The sequence below is a fragment of the Phyllobacterium sp. P30BS-XVII genome (genome assembly GCF_014138335.1).
GTDB lineage: Bacteria > Pseudomonadota > Alphaproteobacteria > Rhizobiales > Rhizobiaceae > Phyllobacterium > Phyllobacterium meliloti.
Genome location: NZ_JACGXO010000001.1, coordinates 356,621 through 369,716, shown reverse-complemented (window position 1 = coordinate 369,716; position 13,096 = coordinate 356,621). Strand labels below are relative to the sequence as shown.

13 protein-coding genes and 1 pseudogene are annotated in these 13,096 nt (G+C 56.5%); 13 read left to right on the top strand and 1 reads right to left on the bottom strand.

Annotated elements, in window-relative coordinates:
* Positions 1–355: 355 nt before the first annotated feature.
* Entirely contained in the window at positions 356–691 is a 336-nt protein-coding gene (locus tag FHW17_RS01795) for a helix-turn-helix transcriptional regulator (protein WP_112522549.1), read from the bottom strand.
* A gap of 201 nt (positions 692–892) precedes the next feature.
* Here FHW17_RS01795 and FHW17_RS01790 point away from each other — a divergent pair, with 201 nt between their 5' ends.
* The 13 genes and pseudogenes from FHW17_RS01790 to FHW17_RS01730 all read left to right on the top strand — a co-directional run bounded on the left by FHW17_RS01790 (position 893) and on the right by FHW17_RS01730 (position 12,938).
* Positions 893–1,042 carry a hypothetical protein gene (locus FHW17_RS01790; protein WP_182509086.1) on the top strand — a complete coding sequence of 50 codons (150 nt, stop codon included), beginning with the start codon at positions 893–895 and terminating at the stop codon, positions 1,040–1,042.
* Positions 1,043–1,425: 383 nt separating this feature from the next.
* Positions 1,426–1,710 (top strand): GIY-YIG nuclease family protein, encoded by a 285-nt coding sequence (locus tag FHW17_RS25155; RefSeq protein WP_112522548.1) that lies wholly within the window; start codon positions 1,426–1,428, stop codon positions 1,708–1,710.
* Positions 1,711–2,404: 694 nt separating this feature from the next.
* Positions 2,405–2,677, top strand: a pseudogene (locus tag FHW17_RS01780) (SelT/SelW/SelH family protein); the annotation flags it as partial.
* Positions 2,678–2,774: 97 nt separating this feature from the next.
* Complete coding sequence (locus FHW17_RS01775; RefSeq protein ID WP_182509085.1) at positions 2,775–3,731, top strand: sugar-binding transcriptional regulator; 957 nt, start codon at positions 2,775–2,777, stop codon at positions 3,729–3,731.
* Between the two features lie 134 nt (positions 3,732–3,865).
* Complete coding sequence (locus tag FHW17_RS01770; protein WP_112528011.1) at positions 3,866–5,188, top strand: sugar ABC transporter substrate-binding protein; 1,323 nt, start codon at positions 3,866–3,868, stop codon at positions 5,186–5,188.
* Positions 5,189–5,295: 107 nt separating this feature from the next.
* The gene (locus FHW17_RS01765) at positions 5,296–6,168 is read left to right on the top strand and encodes a sugar ABC transporter permease (protein WP_112528013.1); all 873 of its coding nucleotides are present in this window, start codon (positions 5,296–5,298) and stop codon (positions 6,166–6,168) included.
* Between the two features lie 44 nt (positions 6,169–6,212).
* Positions 6,213–6,440 (top strand): hypothetical protein, encoded by a 228-nt coding sequence (locus tag FHW17_RS01760; RefSeq protein WP_182509084.1) that lies wholly within the window; start codon positions 6,213–6,215, stop codon positions 6,438–6,440.
* 2 nt (positions 6,441–6,442) lie between these two features.
* Positions 6,443–7,273, top strand: a complete 831-nt coding sequence (locus tag FHW17_RS01755) for a carbohydrate ABC transporter permease (RefSeq protein WP_112528017.1) — start codon at positions 6,443–6,445, stop codon at positions 7,271–7,273.
* Between the two features lie 42 nt (positions 7,274–7,315).
* Positions 7,316–8,314, top strand: coding sequence for an ABC transporter ATP-binding protein (locus tag FHW17_RS01750; RefSeq protein WP_112528019.1), 999 nt, complete (start codon positions 7,316–7,318; stop codon positions 8,312–8,314).
* Position 8,315: 1 nt separating this feature from the next.
* On the top strand, positions 8,316–9,092 hold the full coding sequence (locus FHW17_RS01745; RefSeq protein WP_182509083.1) for an L-iditol 2-dehydrogenase: 777 nt from the start codon (positions 8,316–8,318) through the stop codon (positions 9,090–9,092).
* Between the two features lie 64 nt (positions 9,093–9,156).
* Positions 9,157–10,635, top strand: coding sequence for a mannitol dehydrogenase family protein (locus tag FHW17_RS01740; RefSeq protein WP_182509082.1), 1,479 nt, complete (start codon positions 9,157–9,159; stop codon positions 10,633–10,635).
* A gap of 4 nt (positions 10,636–10,639) precedes the next feature.
* Positions 10,640–11,320, top strand: coding sequence for an HAD family hydrolase (locus FHW17_RS01735; protein WP_112528025.1), 681 nt, complete (start codon positions 10,640–10,642; stop codon positions 11,318–11,320).
* Between the two features lie 34 nt (positions 11,321–11,354).
* Positions 11,355–12,938 carry an FGGY-family carbohydrate kinase gene (locus tag FHW17_RS01730; RefSeq protein ID WP_182509081.1) on the top strand — a complete coding sequence of 528 codons (1,584 nt, stop codon included), beginning with the start codon at positions 11,355–11,357 and terminating at the stop codon, positions 12,936–12,938.
* Positions 12,939–13,096: the final 158 nt, after the last annotated feature.

The following is a 13,096-nucleotide window of genomic DNA, read 5'->3' as shown; positions in this document are numbered from 1 at the left end:
CTCTCCGTCATCCTCGGGCTTGACCCGAGGACCCACCTTTAAAAATAGCTGGAATGCTCCGGGGCAACGCGCGTGTGCTTCTTTGCCGTGGGTCCTCGGGTCAAGCCCGAGGATGACGGTGAAGGATGTATCCGGGGATGACGGTGAAGGAGGTATCCGAGGATGGCGGCGAGGGAGGTCCGAGGATGGCGGCGAGGGAGGTCCGAGGATGGAGCCACTGTGGTCTTCGGAGATAAGGATTGCGGGGAGCCAAGTTCTGCGACGTTGTAATCAGCATTGCATCCCCCTCCCTCATGGTGCGCTTCCTGAGCCTGCCGAAGGGCGAACCACGCATTATGTTAATGCTGCCAATAATCTATTCCACGCTCTTGTAGCGCTTGCTTGCCAGAGCCTCGACCATGATCGCAACGGTCTCAAGATCGTCGGGCAACAGTACCCTGATAGCAGCCCGGATACGTTGCCGCTCAATCGGCTCGGGGTCATTCGTATCCTCCCCGAATGACAACAGTTTGTTCGGTGTTGTTTCCAGGACTTTGGCAATGCGAACCACCGTTGCAAGATCGGGCTCGCGGCTATTAGCGATGTAGTTTCCGTATCTTCTTTCGCTCAAACCCGCCCGGCGGCCAGCTTCCGAGTTGGAAATGCCGAGTTCGGCTGCGCGTTTCTTCAGGTTCGATGCAAACTGTTCCATCGGAACAAAATGTTCTGGCAAATGCCACGGGTCGATGTACAATACGAGCGATTATACTACCACGTTTCGTTATAGGTTATAATCGTGTTTTGTTTTTTTAAGTGGTTCATTTTCACCTCTCCCATCTGGGGTATTTTTCTGTTTGATGCGTGGGAGTTTTCCATAAAGCCGCGCTTGATCCCGAAGGAGAAAATCGACGGGATGGCCGATCAGTTGATTGCAGAGCATGGTCCACGCGCCGCCCTTCGGGCCTATATCGAGGAAGACCGCGCATGGCGCCGTTGTGATGTACTCCAGCAGGGCATCTGGCGGCGGGTGCGCCGGGAGTTGCAGCGCCGGGAAGCGGGGTGAAGTGGAGCGGCTCACTCCTCTCTCCCTTTACCGTCATCCTCGGGCTTGACCCGAGGACCCACGACTGAGGAGCACCTCATTTGCACCAAGTGCTGCGCATTCCAGAGGTTTCTAGAGGTGGGTCCTCGGGTCAAGCCCGAGGATGACGGAGAGGAGGATGCTTTAAGATGACGGAGAAAGGGGCGAGGATGACGGAGATGGGGGATGTTTTTGGATGACGGAAAGGGGGCGAGAATGACGGAGATGAGAGACATCTAAGGATGGAGGAGGGAGGCATACTCTGCGATGTACGAAGAAAGAGCCGCTATGTTTTCTACATCTCCACCTTTCGTCGAATTTACGAAATCATCAGTCCCATCCAAAATCCGCCAAGGAGACTTGGCGTGGCTGGGTATGTTTACATTCTGACAAATCATAAGCGGGGAACGCTTTATATCGGCGTGACGTCTGATCTTGAGGGACGCATTTATCAGCACCGCGAGGGACATACGCCCGGTTTTGCATGGAAATATGGTTGCACACGGCTTGTCTGGTATGAGGAGCATATGCGGATTGGCGATGCGATTCAGCGGGAGAAATCGTTGAAGCGCTGGTATCGCCAATGGAAGATCGAACTGATCGAAAGCATCAATCCCGATTGGGACGATCTGTATGTGACGCTCTGGTAAATTCCACCTCTGAGAAAGAGCCACATACCTCCCTCATGACCACGCCCGCTTTTGCGTCTGGCTATTGATGAGGTGGGAAAGACGGGCGATCCAAAGGGGGAACGCGGGTGTCTTGGTATTGGTAGTGTAGTCATGCGTTCCCCGGAGATTTTCCTGTTTCAATCAAGAAAACAACCGGATCACCCGTCCCGATGACTGGTTTTACCCTTGTGAGATAAAACCGCTTCCCCTGCGGCTGGGTTCTCCCCGCAGATGAAATCACCGATCCTTTCCTGACTTCAGAAAGTTTTCCGGAGCATTCCCGCCGGAAAGGACACCATCAGAATAAGCGAGGTGGGATGGTGTTGGATAAGTTGGCACGATTTTTTTGAAAATGAGTGGTTGCAGAACCATAGCCGCGCCCTTCGACAAGCTCAGGATGAGGGAGAGGGAGGGTTGCAAAGATAATCGCCGACATTTCAGATTACAGGTGTTGCAGTGCAAAGATTGCAGAACTTGGCTCCCTGCAATCCTCACTCTCCCTCATCCTGAGCTTGTCGAAGGGCGCAACGATGGTTCTGCAAGCATTAACCCCCCGGTAGCCCGACAGGACAGAGGGGGGTGAGGGCCTATCTCAATACTGAAATACTGACACCGCAGCCCTGCCTGTAAACGGGGAGCTTACATCCCGATGCGGAAATGCTAAGAAGCCGGTATGACAGTCAAACCGCGCATTACCATCCTTTATTGCACCCAATGCAGCTGGCTCCTCCGCTCCGCCTGGATGGCGCAGGAACTGCTCTCCACCTTTGGCGCGGATCTGGGCGAAGTGGCGCTGATCCCCGGCACCGGCGGTGTTTTTGAAATCCGCGTCGAGGGTGATCTCATCTGGGAACGCAAGCGCGATGGTGGTTTTCCCGAGGCAAAGGTGCTCAAGCAGAAGGTGCGCGATATCGTTTGGCCCGAACGCGATCTTGGCCACTCCGATGGACATAAGGCCGGCGGGGCAAGCACCGCTCTCTCTCATGGTGAGCCCGTCGAACCACGCAACAACGATGCCACCGGCTCTTCCAGACAGGCCGGAAATGAGTAAGCCGGAGATTACGACATCGCGGCTGGATGATGCGGCGCGGGCCGGTTGGCTCTATTATGTCGCGGGCAACACGCAGGACGAGATTGCGGCAAAGCTTGGCATATCCCGCCAGTCGGCGCAGCGCATGGTGTCGCTGGCCATGTCGGAAGGGCTGGTGAAGGTGACGCTGGATCATCCCATCGCCCATTGTCTTGACCTCGCGGAGAAGTTGAAAAAGCACTTTGATCTGAAAATGGTCGAGGTGGTGCCGACTGATCCGGGATCGTCCTCGACCACGCTGGGTGTGGCCGATGCGGCGGCGGTGGAAATGACGCGCTGGCTGAAATCCGAAGCGCCGATCATTCTGGGCATTGGCACGGGCCGCACGCTGAAAGCGGCGATTGAACTTCTGTCGCCCATTGACTGTCCGCAACACAAGGTTGTGTCGCTCACCGGCAATATTTCGCCCGATGGTTCGGCCGCCTTTTACAATGTCATTTTCAACATTGCCGACAAGATCAAGGCGCGCTCATTCCCGATGCCGCTGCCGGTCATCGCCTCCTCGCCCGAAGAGCGCGAGCTGCTGCATGCGCAGGCGATGATCCGTCCGGTGCTGGAATTATCGGCGCAGGCCGATGTGGCTTTTCTCGGCATTGGCGACCTCGAAGATGACGCGCCGCTCTATGTTGATGGCTTCATTTCCCGCGCCGAATTGCTGGCTTTGCGGCAGGCGGGCGCCGTGTGCGAGATCGTCGGACGGGCGTTTGATCGCGACGGCGTGGCCATTCAGGGCCTCACCAATGACCGCGTGGCCAGCGCGCATATCCCATCGCGCGAGACGGCAATGGTGATTGCCATCGCCAAGGGTGCGAAGAAGCTGCCGGGTATTGTCGCCGCGATAAAGGGCAACCTTATCAATGGCTTGATCACGGATGAGCGAACCGCCGAAGCGTTGTTGTTGGCCACATAATTTCATTTTTTCCGCTCAGGTTGAAGGGGCGATGCTGCGCCGCAGCAACGATTGCCTCTTGACTTGTTTTGCATTTGTGTGAGTATTTGCCCATAAGACAAGCAATTGCTCATAACATTCACGGGAGGAATGAGATGTTAACGAGAACGCTTCTGCTCGGCGCTGCGTCGGTTCTGGCTATGGCAAGCTTTGCCGCAAGTACGTCATGGGCTGAGACGCTGACCATTGCCACGGTCAACAATGGCGACATGGTTCGCATGCAGAAATTGACCGATGATTTCACCAAGAAAAATCCTGACATCAAGCTGGAATGGGTAACGCTCGAAGAAAACGTGCTGCGCCAGCGTGTCACCACTGATATCGCCACCAAGGGCGGTCAGTACGACATCATGACCATCGGCACTTATGAAGTGCCTATCTGGGCCAAGCAGGGCTGGCTGCTGCCGCTCGATGGCCTTGCCAAGGATTACAACAAGGACGATCTGCTGCCTGCGATCCGCGATGCGGTTTCGGTTGATGGCAAGCTCTACGCCTCGCCATTCTACGGCGAAAGCGCCATGGTCATGTACCGTAAGGATCTGGCTGAAAAGGCCGGTGTGACCATTCCGGAAAAGCCGACCTGGGATCAGATTGCCGATGCGGCGAAGAAGATGACTGACAAGTCCACCGAGACTTACGGCATCTGCCTGCGCGGCAAGGCTGGCTGGGGCGAGAACATGGCGCTCCTGACTGCAACCGCCAACTCGTTTGGCGCGCGCTGGTTTGATGAAAAGTGGCATCCGCAGTTCGACCAGCCGGAATGGAAACATGCGCTGAAGTTCTATGTGGACCTGATGAAGGAAGCTGGACCTCCCGGCGCATCGTCCAACGGCTTCAATGAAAACCTTGCGCTGTTCCAGACAGGCAAGTGCGGCATCTGGATCGATGCGACGGTGGCTGCGTCCTTCGTAACCAACCCGAAAGAATCGAAAGTTGCCGACAAGGTGGGCTATGCGCTCTTCCCGACCGGCGGCGTTGAAAACCACGGCAACTGGCTATGGGCATGGAATCTTGGCGTTCCGGCTGGCACGAAGAAGGCGGAAGCCGCGCAGAAGTTCGTCTCCTGGGCAACCGACAAGGCCTATACGGAACTCGTCGCCAGCAAGGAAGGCTGGGCGAACGTTCCTCCGGGCACGCGCTCCTCGCTCTATGCCAATCCGGAATATCAGAAGGCCGCGCCTTTCGCCAAGATCACGCTTGATGCGATGACCGCCGCGAACACCAGCAAGCCAACCATCAAGCCGGTGCCCTATACGGGTGGCCAGTTTGTTGCCATCCCTGAATTCCAGGGTCTGGGCACCGCCGTGGGCCAGCAGTTCTCCGCTGCGCTTGCCGGTTCCATGACTGTGGATCAGGCTTTGCAGGGCGCTCAGGCTCTCACGACGCGTGAGATGACAAAGGGCGGCTATATCAAGTAGAATCCTCCTGGCTCCGGACGGCTCCTGACGCGAATGTCAGAAGCCGCCCGGGCCTCCTTTAGGGTATTTGGATTCTCGGTTTTCACAAACTGTATCGGAACCTGACCATGGCTACGCTTCAGACACGTGCAACAGCCCGTATCATGATGTCGCCCGCCGTCATCCTGCTCTTTCTCTGGATGATCGTGCCGCTTGTCATGACCCTCTATTTCTCGTTCCTGCGCTACAATCTGTTAATGCCGGGAACCGAGGAATTTATCGGCTTTCTCAACTATCAGTACTTTCTGACCGATCCGGCATTCTTCACCGCGCTTGGCAATACGCTGGTTCTGGTGGGCGGCACGCTGCTCATCACTGTTATTGGCGGCATTATGCTGGCGCTGGTGCTGGATCAGCCTTTCTTCGGACAGGGTATCGTCCGGCTGCTGGTCATCGCGCCGTTCTTCGTCATGCCGACGGTGTCGGCGCTGGTGTGGAAGAACATGCTGATGCATCCGGTCAACGGGCTCTTCGCATGGATTGCCCGGCTGTTCGGCTTCCAGCCGATCGACTGGTTTGCGCAGGTGCCGATGTTCTCGATCATTCTCATTGTCGCCTGGCAATGGCTGCCCTTCGCCACGCTCATTCTGTTGACCGCCCTGCAATCACTGGATGGCGAGCAGAAGGAAGCGGCTGAAATGGACGGCGCCGGGGCGATCTCGCGCTTCATTTATCTGGTGCTGCCGCATCTGTCGCGGGCGATCACGGTTGTGATCCTGATCCAGACAATCTTCCTGCTCAGTGTCTTCGCCGAAATTCTTGTCACCACCAATGGCGGACCCGGCATCCAGACGACCAATATTCCGTATCTCATCTATATGCAGGCACTTTTGCAGTTCGATGTGGGTGGCGCTTCCGCTGGCGGTATCGTGGCGGTGGTTCTTGCCAACATCGTTGCCTTCTTCCTCATTCGCCTTATCGGCAAGAACCTGGAGAGGTAAGAGCCCTTTCTGACCATATTGACCAATTCTGACGGAGGCATGTTGTGACAAGATCAAGCAAAGACAGGAAGTCCCGCACTCTTCGTGCCGGCGAGTGGTTTTGTGCCGGAATTGGCGCAACAGGCCCCGTCCCTTCGGGTTTCCGGCTGGCTAACACCCGCTTTGTCAGGCACCTTCGTCCGATGAACCACATCGGCCTCGCCACCTTCCGCGCGGATTGTCTCGCCATCCGTGAAACAGAATACGGCCAATATGGCCAGAAAGGGCTCTGATCATGGCCCGCTCAACGACAACACGCAGCAAGGTCATCTTTACGGTTATCGGCTGGACGATCGGCTTTCTGATCTTCTTCCCGATCCTGTGGACGTTCCTGACCAGCTTCAAGACGGAAGGCACGGCTATCGCAACGCCGCCGCAGTTCCTGTTCTTTGACTGGACGCTGGAAAATTACCACGAGGTGCAGAGCCGCTCCAACTACTTCAAACATTTCAGCAATTCCGTGGTGATCTCGGTCGGATCAACGCTGATTGGTCTGGCGCTTGCCATTCCGGCCGCATGGGCGATGGCGTTCTCGCCGACAAAGCGCACCAAGGACATTTTGATGTGGATGCTGTCCACCAAGATGATGCCTTCTGTCGGTGTGTTGGTGCCGCTCTATCTCATCTTCCGCGACTGGGGATTGCTCGATACGCGTATCGGTCTCGTTGGAGTACTGACCCTGATCAATCTGCCGATCATCGTCTGGATGCTCTACACCTACTTCAAGGAAATTCCCGGCGAAATTCTCGAAGCGGCGCGCATGGATGGCGCATCGCTGATGAAGGAAATCATCTATGTGCTCACGCCCATGGCTGTGCCCGGTATTGCCTCGACCATGCTGCTCAATATCATTCTGGCATGGAACGAAGCCTTCTGGACGCTGAACCTGACGACTTCCAATGCAGCGCCGCTCACACAGTTCATCGCATCCTACTCAAGCCCCGAAGGTTTGTTCTGGGCCAAGCTATCTGCCGCATCCACCATGGCGATTGCCCCCATCCTCATCATGGGCTGGTTCTCGCAAAAGCAACTGGTGCGCGGTCTGACGTTTGGCGCTGTGAAATAGATTTCGGCCTTTGGCGTAGCCAATAGAGATTGGAAAAATATTATGGGAAGCATTACACTCGAAAAAGTATCGAAGTCATTTGGAACCACCTCGGTCATTCCTGAAATCGATCTTGAAATCAATGATGGTGAGTTTGTTGTGTTCGTCGGTCCGTCCGGCTGCGGCAAGTCCACGCTCCTGCGCATGATTGCCGGTCTTGAGGACCTGAGCGGTGGGCGCATCATCATTGACGGCAAGGATATGTCGAGCGCGGCTCCGGCCAAGCGCGGCCTGTCCATGGTGTTCCAGTCCTATGCGCTCTATCCGCATATGACCGTTTACGGCAACATTGCCTTCCCGCTGAAAATGGACGGGCAGGAAAAGTCCGCCATCGACAAGAAGGTCAAGGACGCGGCGCATATCCTCAATCTGACCAATTATCTGGACCGCCGTCCGGGACAATTGTCGGGCGGTCAGCGTCAGCGCGTTGCCATCGGCCGGGCGATTGTCCGTCAGCCAAAAGCGTTTCTGTTTGACGAGCCGCTGTCCAATCTCGATGCGGCGCTGCGTGGCAATATGCGGCTGGAGATCAGCGATCTCCACCATCAGCTGAAAACAACCATGATTTACGTGACCCACGATCAGGTGGAGGCCATGACCATGGCTGACAAGATCGTGGTGCTGAATGCCGGACGCATTGAGCAGGTTGGCTCGCCGATGGAGCTTTATCGCAGCCCGAAGAATGTGTTTGTTGCGGGCTTTATCGGTTCACCGCGCATGAACCTTATTGAAGGCGCAGAAGCCGCCAGGCACAAGGCGACGACGCTGGGCGTTCGCCCGGAGCATATCCGCATTTCGACAACGGAAGGCGCGTGGAAGGGCAAGGTCGGTGTGACCGAGCATCTTGGTTCTGACACCTTCATTCATACCCATGTCGACGGTATCGGTCAGGTGACCGTGCGGACCGATGGCGATTTTGACACAAAACATGGCCAGCCGATTTTCCTTACGCCGGATGCGGCGCGGCTTCATCGATTTGGCGCGGACGGACAGGTGATTTGAAATGAGCAGACTGGCAGGCAAGACGGCGTTCATCACGGGATCGGCGCGGGGCATTGGCCGTGCCTTCGCGGAAGCCTATCTCAAGGAAGGCGCCGCCCATGTGGTGATTGCCGATATTGATCTGAAGCGGGCACAGGAAACCGCGTCGGAACTCGGTAACGGTGCCTATGCGGTTCGACTTGATGTAACGGATCAGGCGTCCATTGATGCCGCTGTCAAGGAAGCCGTCGACACGTTCGGCGGGATCGACATCCTGATCAACAATGCGGCGCTGTTCGATATGTCGCCGACGGTCGAGATCACCCGTGCGAGCTATGACAAGCTTTTTGCGGTGAACTTCTCCGGCACGCTCTTCACGCTTCAGGCTGTGGCGAAAGCGATGATTGCGCGCGGAAAGGGTGGCAAGATCATCAATATGGCAAGTCAGGCTGGCCGTCGCGGCGAAGCGCTGGTTGCGATCTATTGCGCAACAAAGGCCGCCGTTATCAGCCTCACCCAGTCGACCGGGCAGGATCTCATCAAGCACAGGATCAATGTCAACGCGATTGCGCCGGGTGTTGTCGATGGCGAACATTGGGCAGGGGTCGATGCGCTCTTCGCCAAATATGAAAACCGGCCACTTGGCGAGAAAAAGCGTCTGGTTGGCGAGGCGGTTCCCTATGGCCGCATGGGTACGGCTGAGGACCTGACCGGCATGGCGGTTTTCCTTGCCAGCAGTGACAGCGATTACGTGGTTGCGCAGACATATAATGTCGATGGCGGCAACTGGATGAACTAGGCGGAATTGCGCCCTGAAAAATGGGCGCAGGCGCATCTTCATTTGAAAGAAGGGGTTAAGCCCGATGACTGTTAAACTCTCCAGAAGCGCGTTGCCGCAGCTTCCCGCCAATGTCGCCGTACCCGGCTACGACAAGGCCGATTTGACCGCCGGTATCATTCATTTCGGTATTGGCAATTTCCATCGCGCCCATCAGGCTGTCTATCTCGATGATCTCTTTAATGCGGGCAGCGATCATGATTGGGCCATCATCGGTGCCGGTGTTCTGGCTTCCGATGAAACAATGCGCCAGAAGCTGAAAGAACAGGACTGGCTGACGACTGTGGTCGAACAGGACAGTGGTCATCGCACGGCGCATGTCACCGGGTCGATGATCGATTATCTGAAGCCGGGTGAAACGGAAAATACCATTGCGCGTCTTGCCGATCCCAAAATCCGGATCGTGTCGCTGACCATCACCGAAGGCGGCTATTTCATCGATCCGGCGTCGGGTGTGTTCAACCCGCAGCATCCTGCAATCGTTGCCGATGCCGCCAATATCAGTGATCCCAAAACGGTTTTCGGCCTCATACTGGCTGGGCTAATCCGTCGCCGCACTGAGGGCACGGCACCGTTTACTGTCATGTCCTGCGACAACATTCCGGGCAATGGCCATGTCACCAGCGACGCCATCAGCGGCCTTGCCGCGCTTGTCGATGCGGACCTTGCCGAATGGGTGAAGGAGAATGTTGCTTTCCCGAACAGCATGGTTGACCGCATCACACCGGCAACCTCTGACCGCGAGCGCGGAATGCTTGCGAGCGATTTCGGTGTCGAGGATAATTGGCCGGTTTTCTGTGAGCCTTTCAAGCAATGGGTGCTTGAGGACCATTTCCCCACGGGCCGCCCGGCACTGGAGAAGGTCGGCGTTACCTTTGTGCAGGACGTTGCGCCGTATGAATTGATGAAAATCCGCATTCTCAATGGCGGCCATGCAACCATTGCCTATCCGGCTGCGCTGATGGATATCCATTTCGTCCATGAGGCGATGGAAGAGCCGTTGATCCGTGGCTTTCTCGGCAAACTGGAACGTGAAGAGATCATTCCGGTTTTGCCACCAGTGCCCGGCATTACCTTCGAGGAATATTACGACCTGATCGACCGGCGCTTTTCCAACCCGAAGATTGGCGACACGATCCAGCGCCTGTGTCAGGACGGTTCCAACCGCCAGCCGAAATTTATCCTGCCGACAACGGCGGACCGGCTGAGGGCAGGACAGAGCATTACCGGCCTTTCGCTGGTATCGGCACTCTGGTGCCGGTTCTGCGAGGGAACGACCGATAGCGGCAAGCCGACGAACTATCTTGATGCAAATGCGGAGCGATTGAAGACGGTAGCAGTGAAAGCCAAAAGCGATCCCAAGGCATTTCTGGCAATGTCAGATATTTTCGGTGACGTCGGAACATCACCCGTTTTCGTGGAATCCTTTTCCCGTATTCTCAAAACCCTTTGGGAAAAGGGCACGCGCGAGACGCTGACGCTCTATCTCGCTGACAAGCTCTGACGCCATGACAAAGCTCGTCATCTTCGATTGTGATGGGGTGCTCGTCGACAGCGAGCCGATCTCCATTGCCGTATTGCTCGACATGATCGCGAAAAGCGGCACGTCATTGTCCGAAGATGAAGCATATGAGATGTTTCTCGGGCGCAGCATGACGACGATCAGCAAGATTCTGCATGAGGATTATGGCTTTGCCGCCAGTGATGCGGATCTGGAGGATATGCGCGCCAATCTCTACGCGCGCTTCCGAAAGGACCTGAAGCCGATCCCCGGTATTGCAGAGACCTTGACCCGGCTTGACCTGCCGCGCTGCGTCGCCTCATCAAGCCAACCGGAACGGATTCGGCTCTCGCTCAAATTGACCGGGCTTCTTGATCTGCTCGAACCGAATATTTTCAGCGCAACGATGGTCAAGCACGGCAAGCCGGCGCCTGATCTGTTTCTGCACGCGGCCAAATCCATGAATACTGCGCCTGAAGAGTGCGTGGTCATTGAAGACAGTCCTGCGGGCATTGAAGCGGCCAAACGTGCCGGGATGAAAGTTTTTGCCTTTACCGGCGGAACCCATGCACGCGGTGGTAGGCTGGAAGCTGCGCTTGCGTCTCTCGGGCCAGACCTTATATTCGGCGACATGCTGGAATTGCCAGGTTTGCTATCGCTATTGCAAGCCCGAACAAACGTTCAATAGAGCGTTCCGGTTCACGACAAGCCGGAAGGTTCGAATGCCAGATTTCGTATGTGCTGTGGATGTGGGAACAGGAAGCGCCCGGGCGGGTATTCTTGACACCAATGGCAATCTGCTGGGGCGGGTCGAGCACCCCATTTTGATGAATCGCCCACTGCCTGACCATGCCGAGCACAATTCGGAAGATATATGGAAGTCCGTCTGTATTGCCGTACAGGGCGCGATAGCGGCGGCAAAGGTCGATCCATCGGATATAACCGGTATCAGCTTTGATGCCACCTGCTCGCTGGTGGTGCGCGACACGGACGGCAAGCCGCTGACCGTGTCGACCGAAGGCGATAATCGTTGGGACACGATCGTCTGGCTGGATCACCGCGCACTTGATGAGGCAGATGAATGCACGGCAACGGGGCACGATGTCCTGAAATATCTCGGCGGCGTCATGTCGCCGGAAATGCAAACGCCGAAATTGATGTGGCTGAAGCGGCATCTGCCAGAAACATGGAACAAGTCAGGCTATTTCTTTGACCTTGCCGATTTCCTTAGCTGGAAAGCATCGGGATCACTGGCACGCTCGCAGTGTACGATTACCTGCAAATGGACTTATCTCGCCCATGAAGAGCCGGGTTGGCAGACGGATTATCTCAAGGCTGTCGGTCTTGATGATATGGTTGAGCGCGGCAATCTGCCCGAGTGCGCAAGTCCTGTTGGCACCGATGTTGGCACGTTGACCCCGGAGGCGGCAAAGGCTTTGGGCCTGACCACCCGCTGCCATGTCGGCGCAGGTCTGATCGATGCTTATGCGGGAGCGCTGGGTGTCCTCGGTGGTTTTGCTGGCGACCTCTCGGAGATTGACCGGCATCTGGCTTTGATCGCCGGAACCTCCAGCTGTCTGATGGCCCTCTCGCAAGAGCCGATTTCCTTCAATGGTGTCTGGGGGCCTTATTATGGTGCCGCGCTGCCGGATTGCTGGTTGAGTGAAGGTGGGCAGTCCGTTTCCGGCGCGCTGCTCGATCATATCATTCGCTGGCATGGTGCCGCAGGCGAGCCCAATGCGGCCCTGCACAAGAAAATCACCGATCGCGTTATGGAACTGCGGGAAAAGGAAGGGCTTGATCTGGCTGGCCGCCTGCATGTTCTGCCGGATTTTCACGGCAACCGGTCGCCATTGGCGGACCCGCATGCGGTGGGCGTGATCAGCGGTCTGACGCTCGATGCATCATTTGACAGCCTGTGCCGTCTCTACTGGCGCACTTCCGTCGGCATTGCGCTTGGCGTGCGCCATGTTCTCGATGCGCTGAACGAGCGCGGCTATGCCATTGATACGATGCATGTCACCGGTGGGCACACCAAAAATCCATTGCTGATGGAGCTTTATGCCGACGCGACGGGATGCACCGTCATTACATCGGCGGCTGAAGATGCAGTGCTGCTTGGAACTGCCATGGTGGCGGCAACGGCTGCGGGACTTTATCCTGATCTGCCCGCCGCCTGCATGGCCATGAAACAGGGCGGGCATCCCCGCCAGCCGGAACCGAAGGCTCGGACACGCTTTGATCGGGATTACCGTATTTTTCTGGAAATGCATGCCCAGCGCAAAGTGCTGGACCGGTTACAGTAAGGGTTAAGATGGCACCACCCTTACCCTCCCCCTTGTGGGGAGGGTCGGACCAAAGGTCCGGGGTGGGGGGCGGAACCAAAATCATGCAGCGTTTATCGAGGGGCGTCCCCCCGCTGCTGCACAGCGACCCTGCCCACATGCCCACTTTCAGTTCGTTA

What these genes read in the sequence shown, in the direction of transcription:
- FHW17_RS01795 (WP_112522549.1), bottom strand. Translation starts at nt 691, where the DNA reads ATGGAACAGTTTGCATCGAACCTGAAGAAACGCGCAGCCGAACTCGGC.
- FHW17_RS01790 (WP_182509086.1), top strand. Translation starts at nt 893, where the DNA reads ATGGCCGATCAGTTGATTGCAGAGCATGGTCCACGCGCCGCCCTTCGG.
- FHW17_RS01775 (WP_182509085.1), top strand. Translation starts at nt 2,775, where the DNA reads ATGAGTAAGCCGGAGATTACGACATCGCGGCTGGATGATGCGGCGCGG.
- FHW17_RS01770 (WP_112528011.1), top strand. Translation starts at nt 3,866, where the DNA reads ATGTTAACGAGAACGCTTCTGCTCGGCGCTGCGTCGGTTCTGGCTATG.
- FHW17_RS01765 (WP_112528013.1), top strand. Translation starts at nt 5,296, where the DNA reads ATGGCTACGCTTCAGACACGTGCAACAGCCCGTATCATGATGTCGCCC.
- FHW17_RS01755 (WP_112528017.1), top strand. Translation starts at nt 6,443, where the DNA reads ATGGCCCGCTCAACGACAACACGCAGCAAGGTCATCTTTACGGTTATC.
- FHW17_RS01750 (WP_112528019.1), top strand. Translation starts at nt 7,316, where the DNA reads ATGGGAAGCATTACACTCGAAAAAGTATCGAAGTCATTTGGAACCACC.
- FHW17_RS01745 (WP_182509083.1), top strand. Translation starts at nt 8,316, where the DNA reads ATGAGCAGACTGGCAGGCAAGACGGCGTTCATCACGGGATCGGCGCGG.
- FHW17_RS01740 (WP_182509082.1), top strand. Translation starts at nt 9,157, where the DNA reads ATGACTGTTAAACTCTCCAGAAGCGCGTTGCCGCAGCTTCCCGCCAAT.
- FHW17_RS01735 (WP_112528025.1), top strand. Translation starts at nt 10,640, where the DNA reads ATGACAAAGCTCGTCATCTTCGATTGTGATGGGGTGCTCGTCGACAGC.
- FHW17_RS01730 (WP_182509081.1), top strand. Translation starts at nt 11,355, where the DNA reads ATGCCAGATTTCGTATGTGCTGTGGATGTGGGAACAGGAAGCGCCCGG.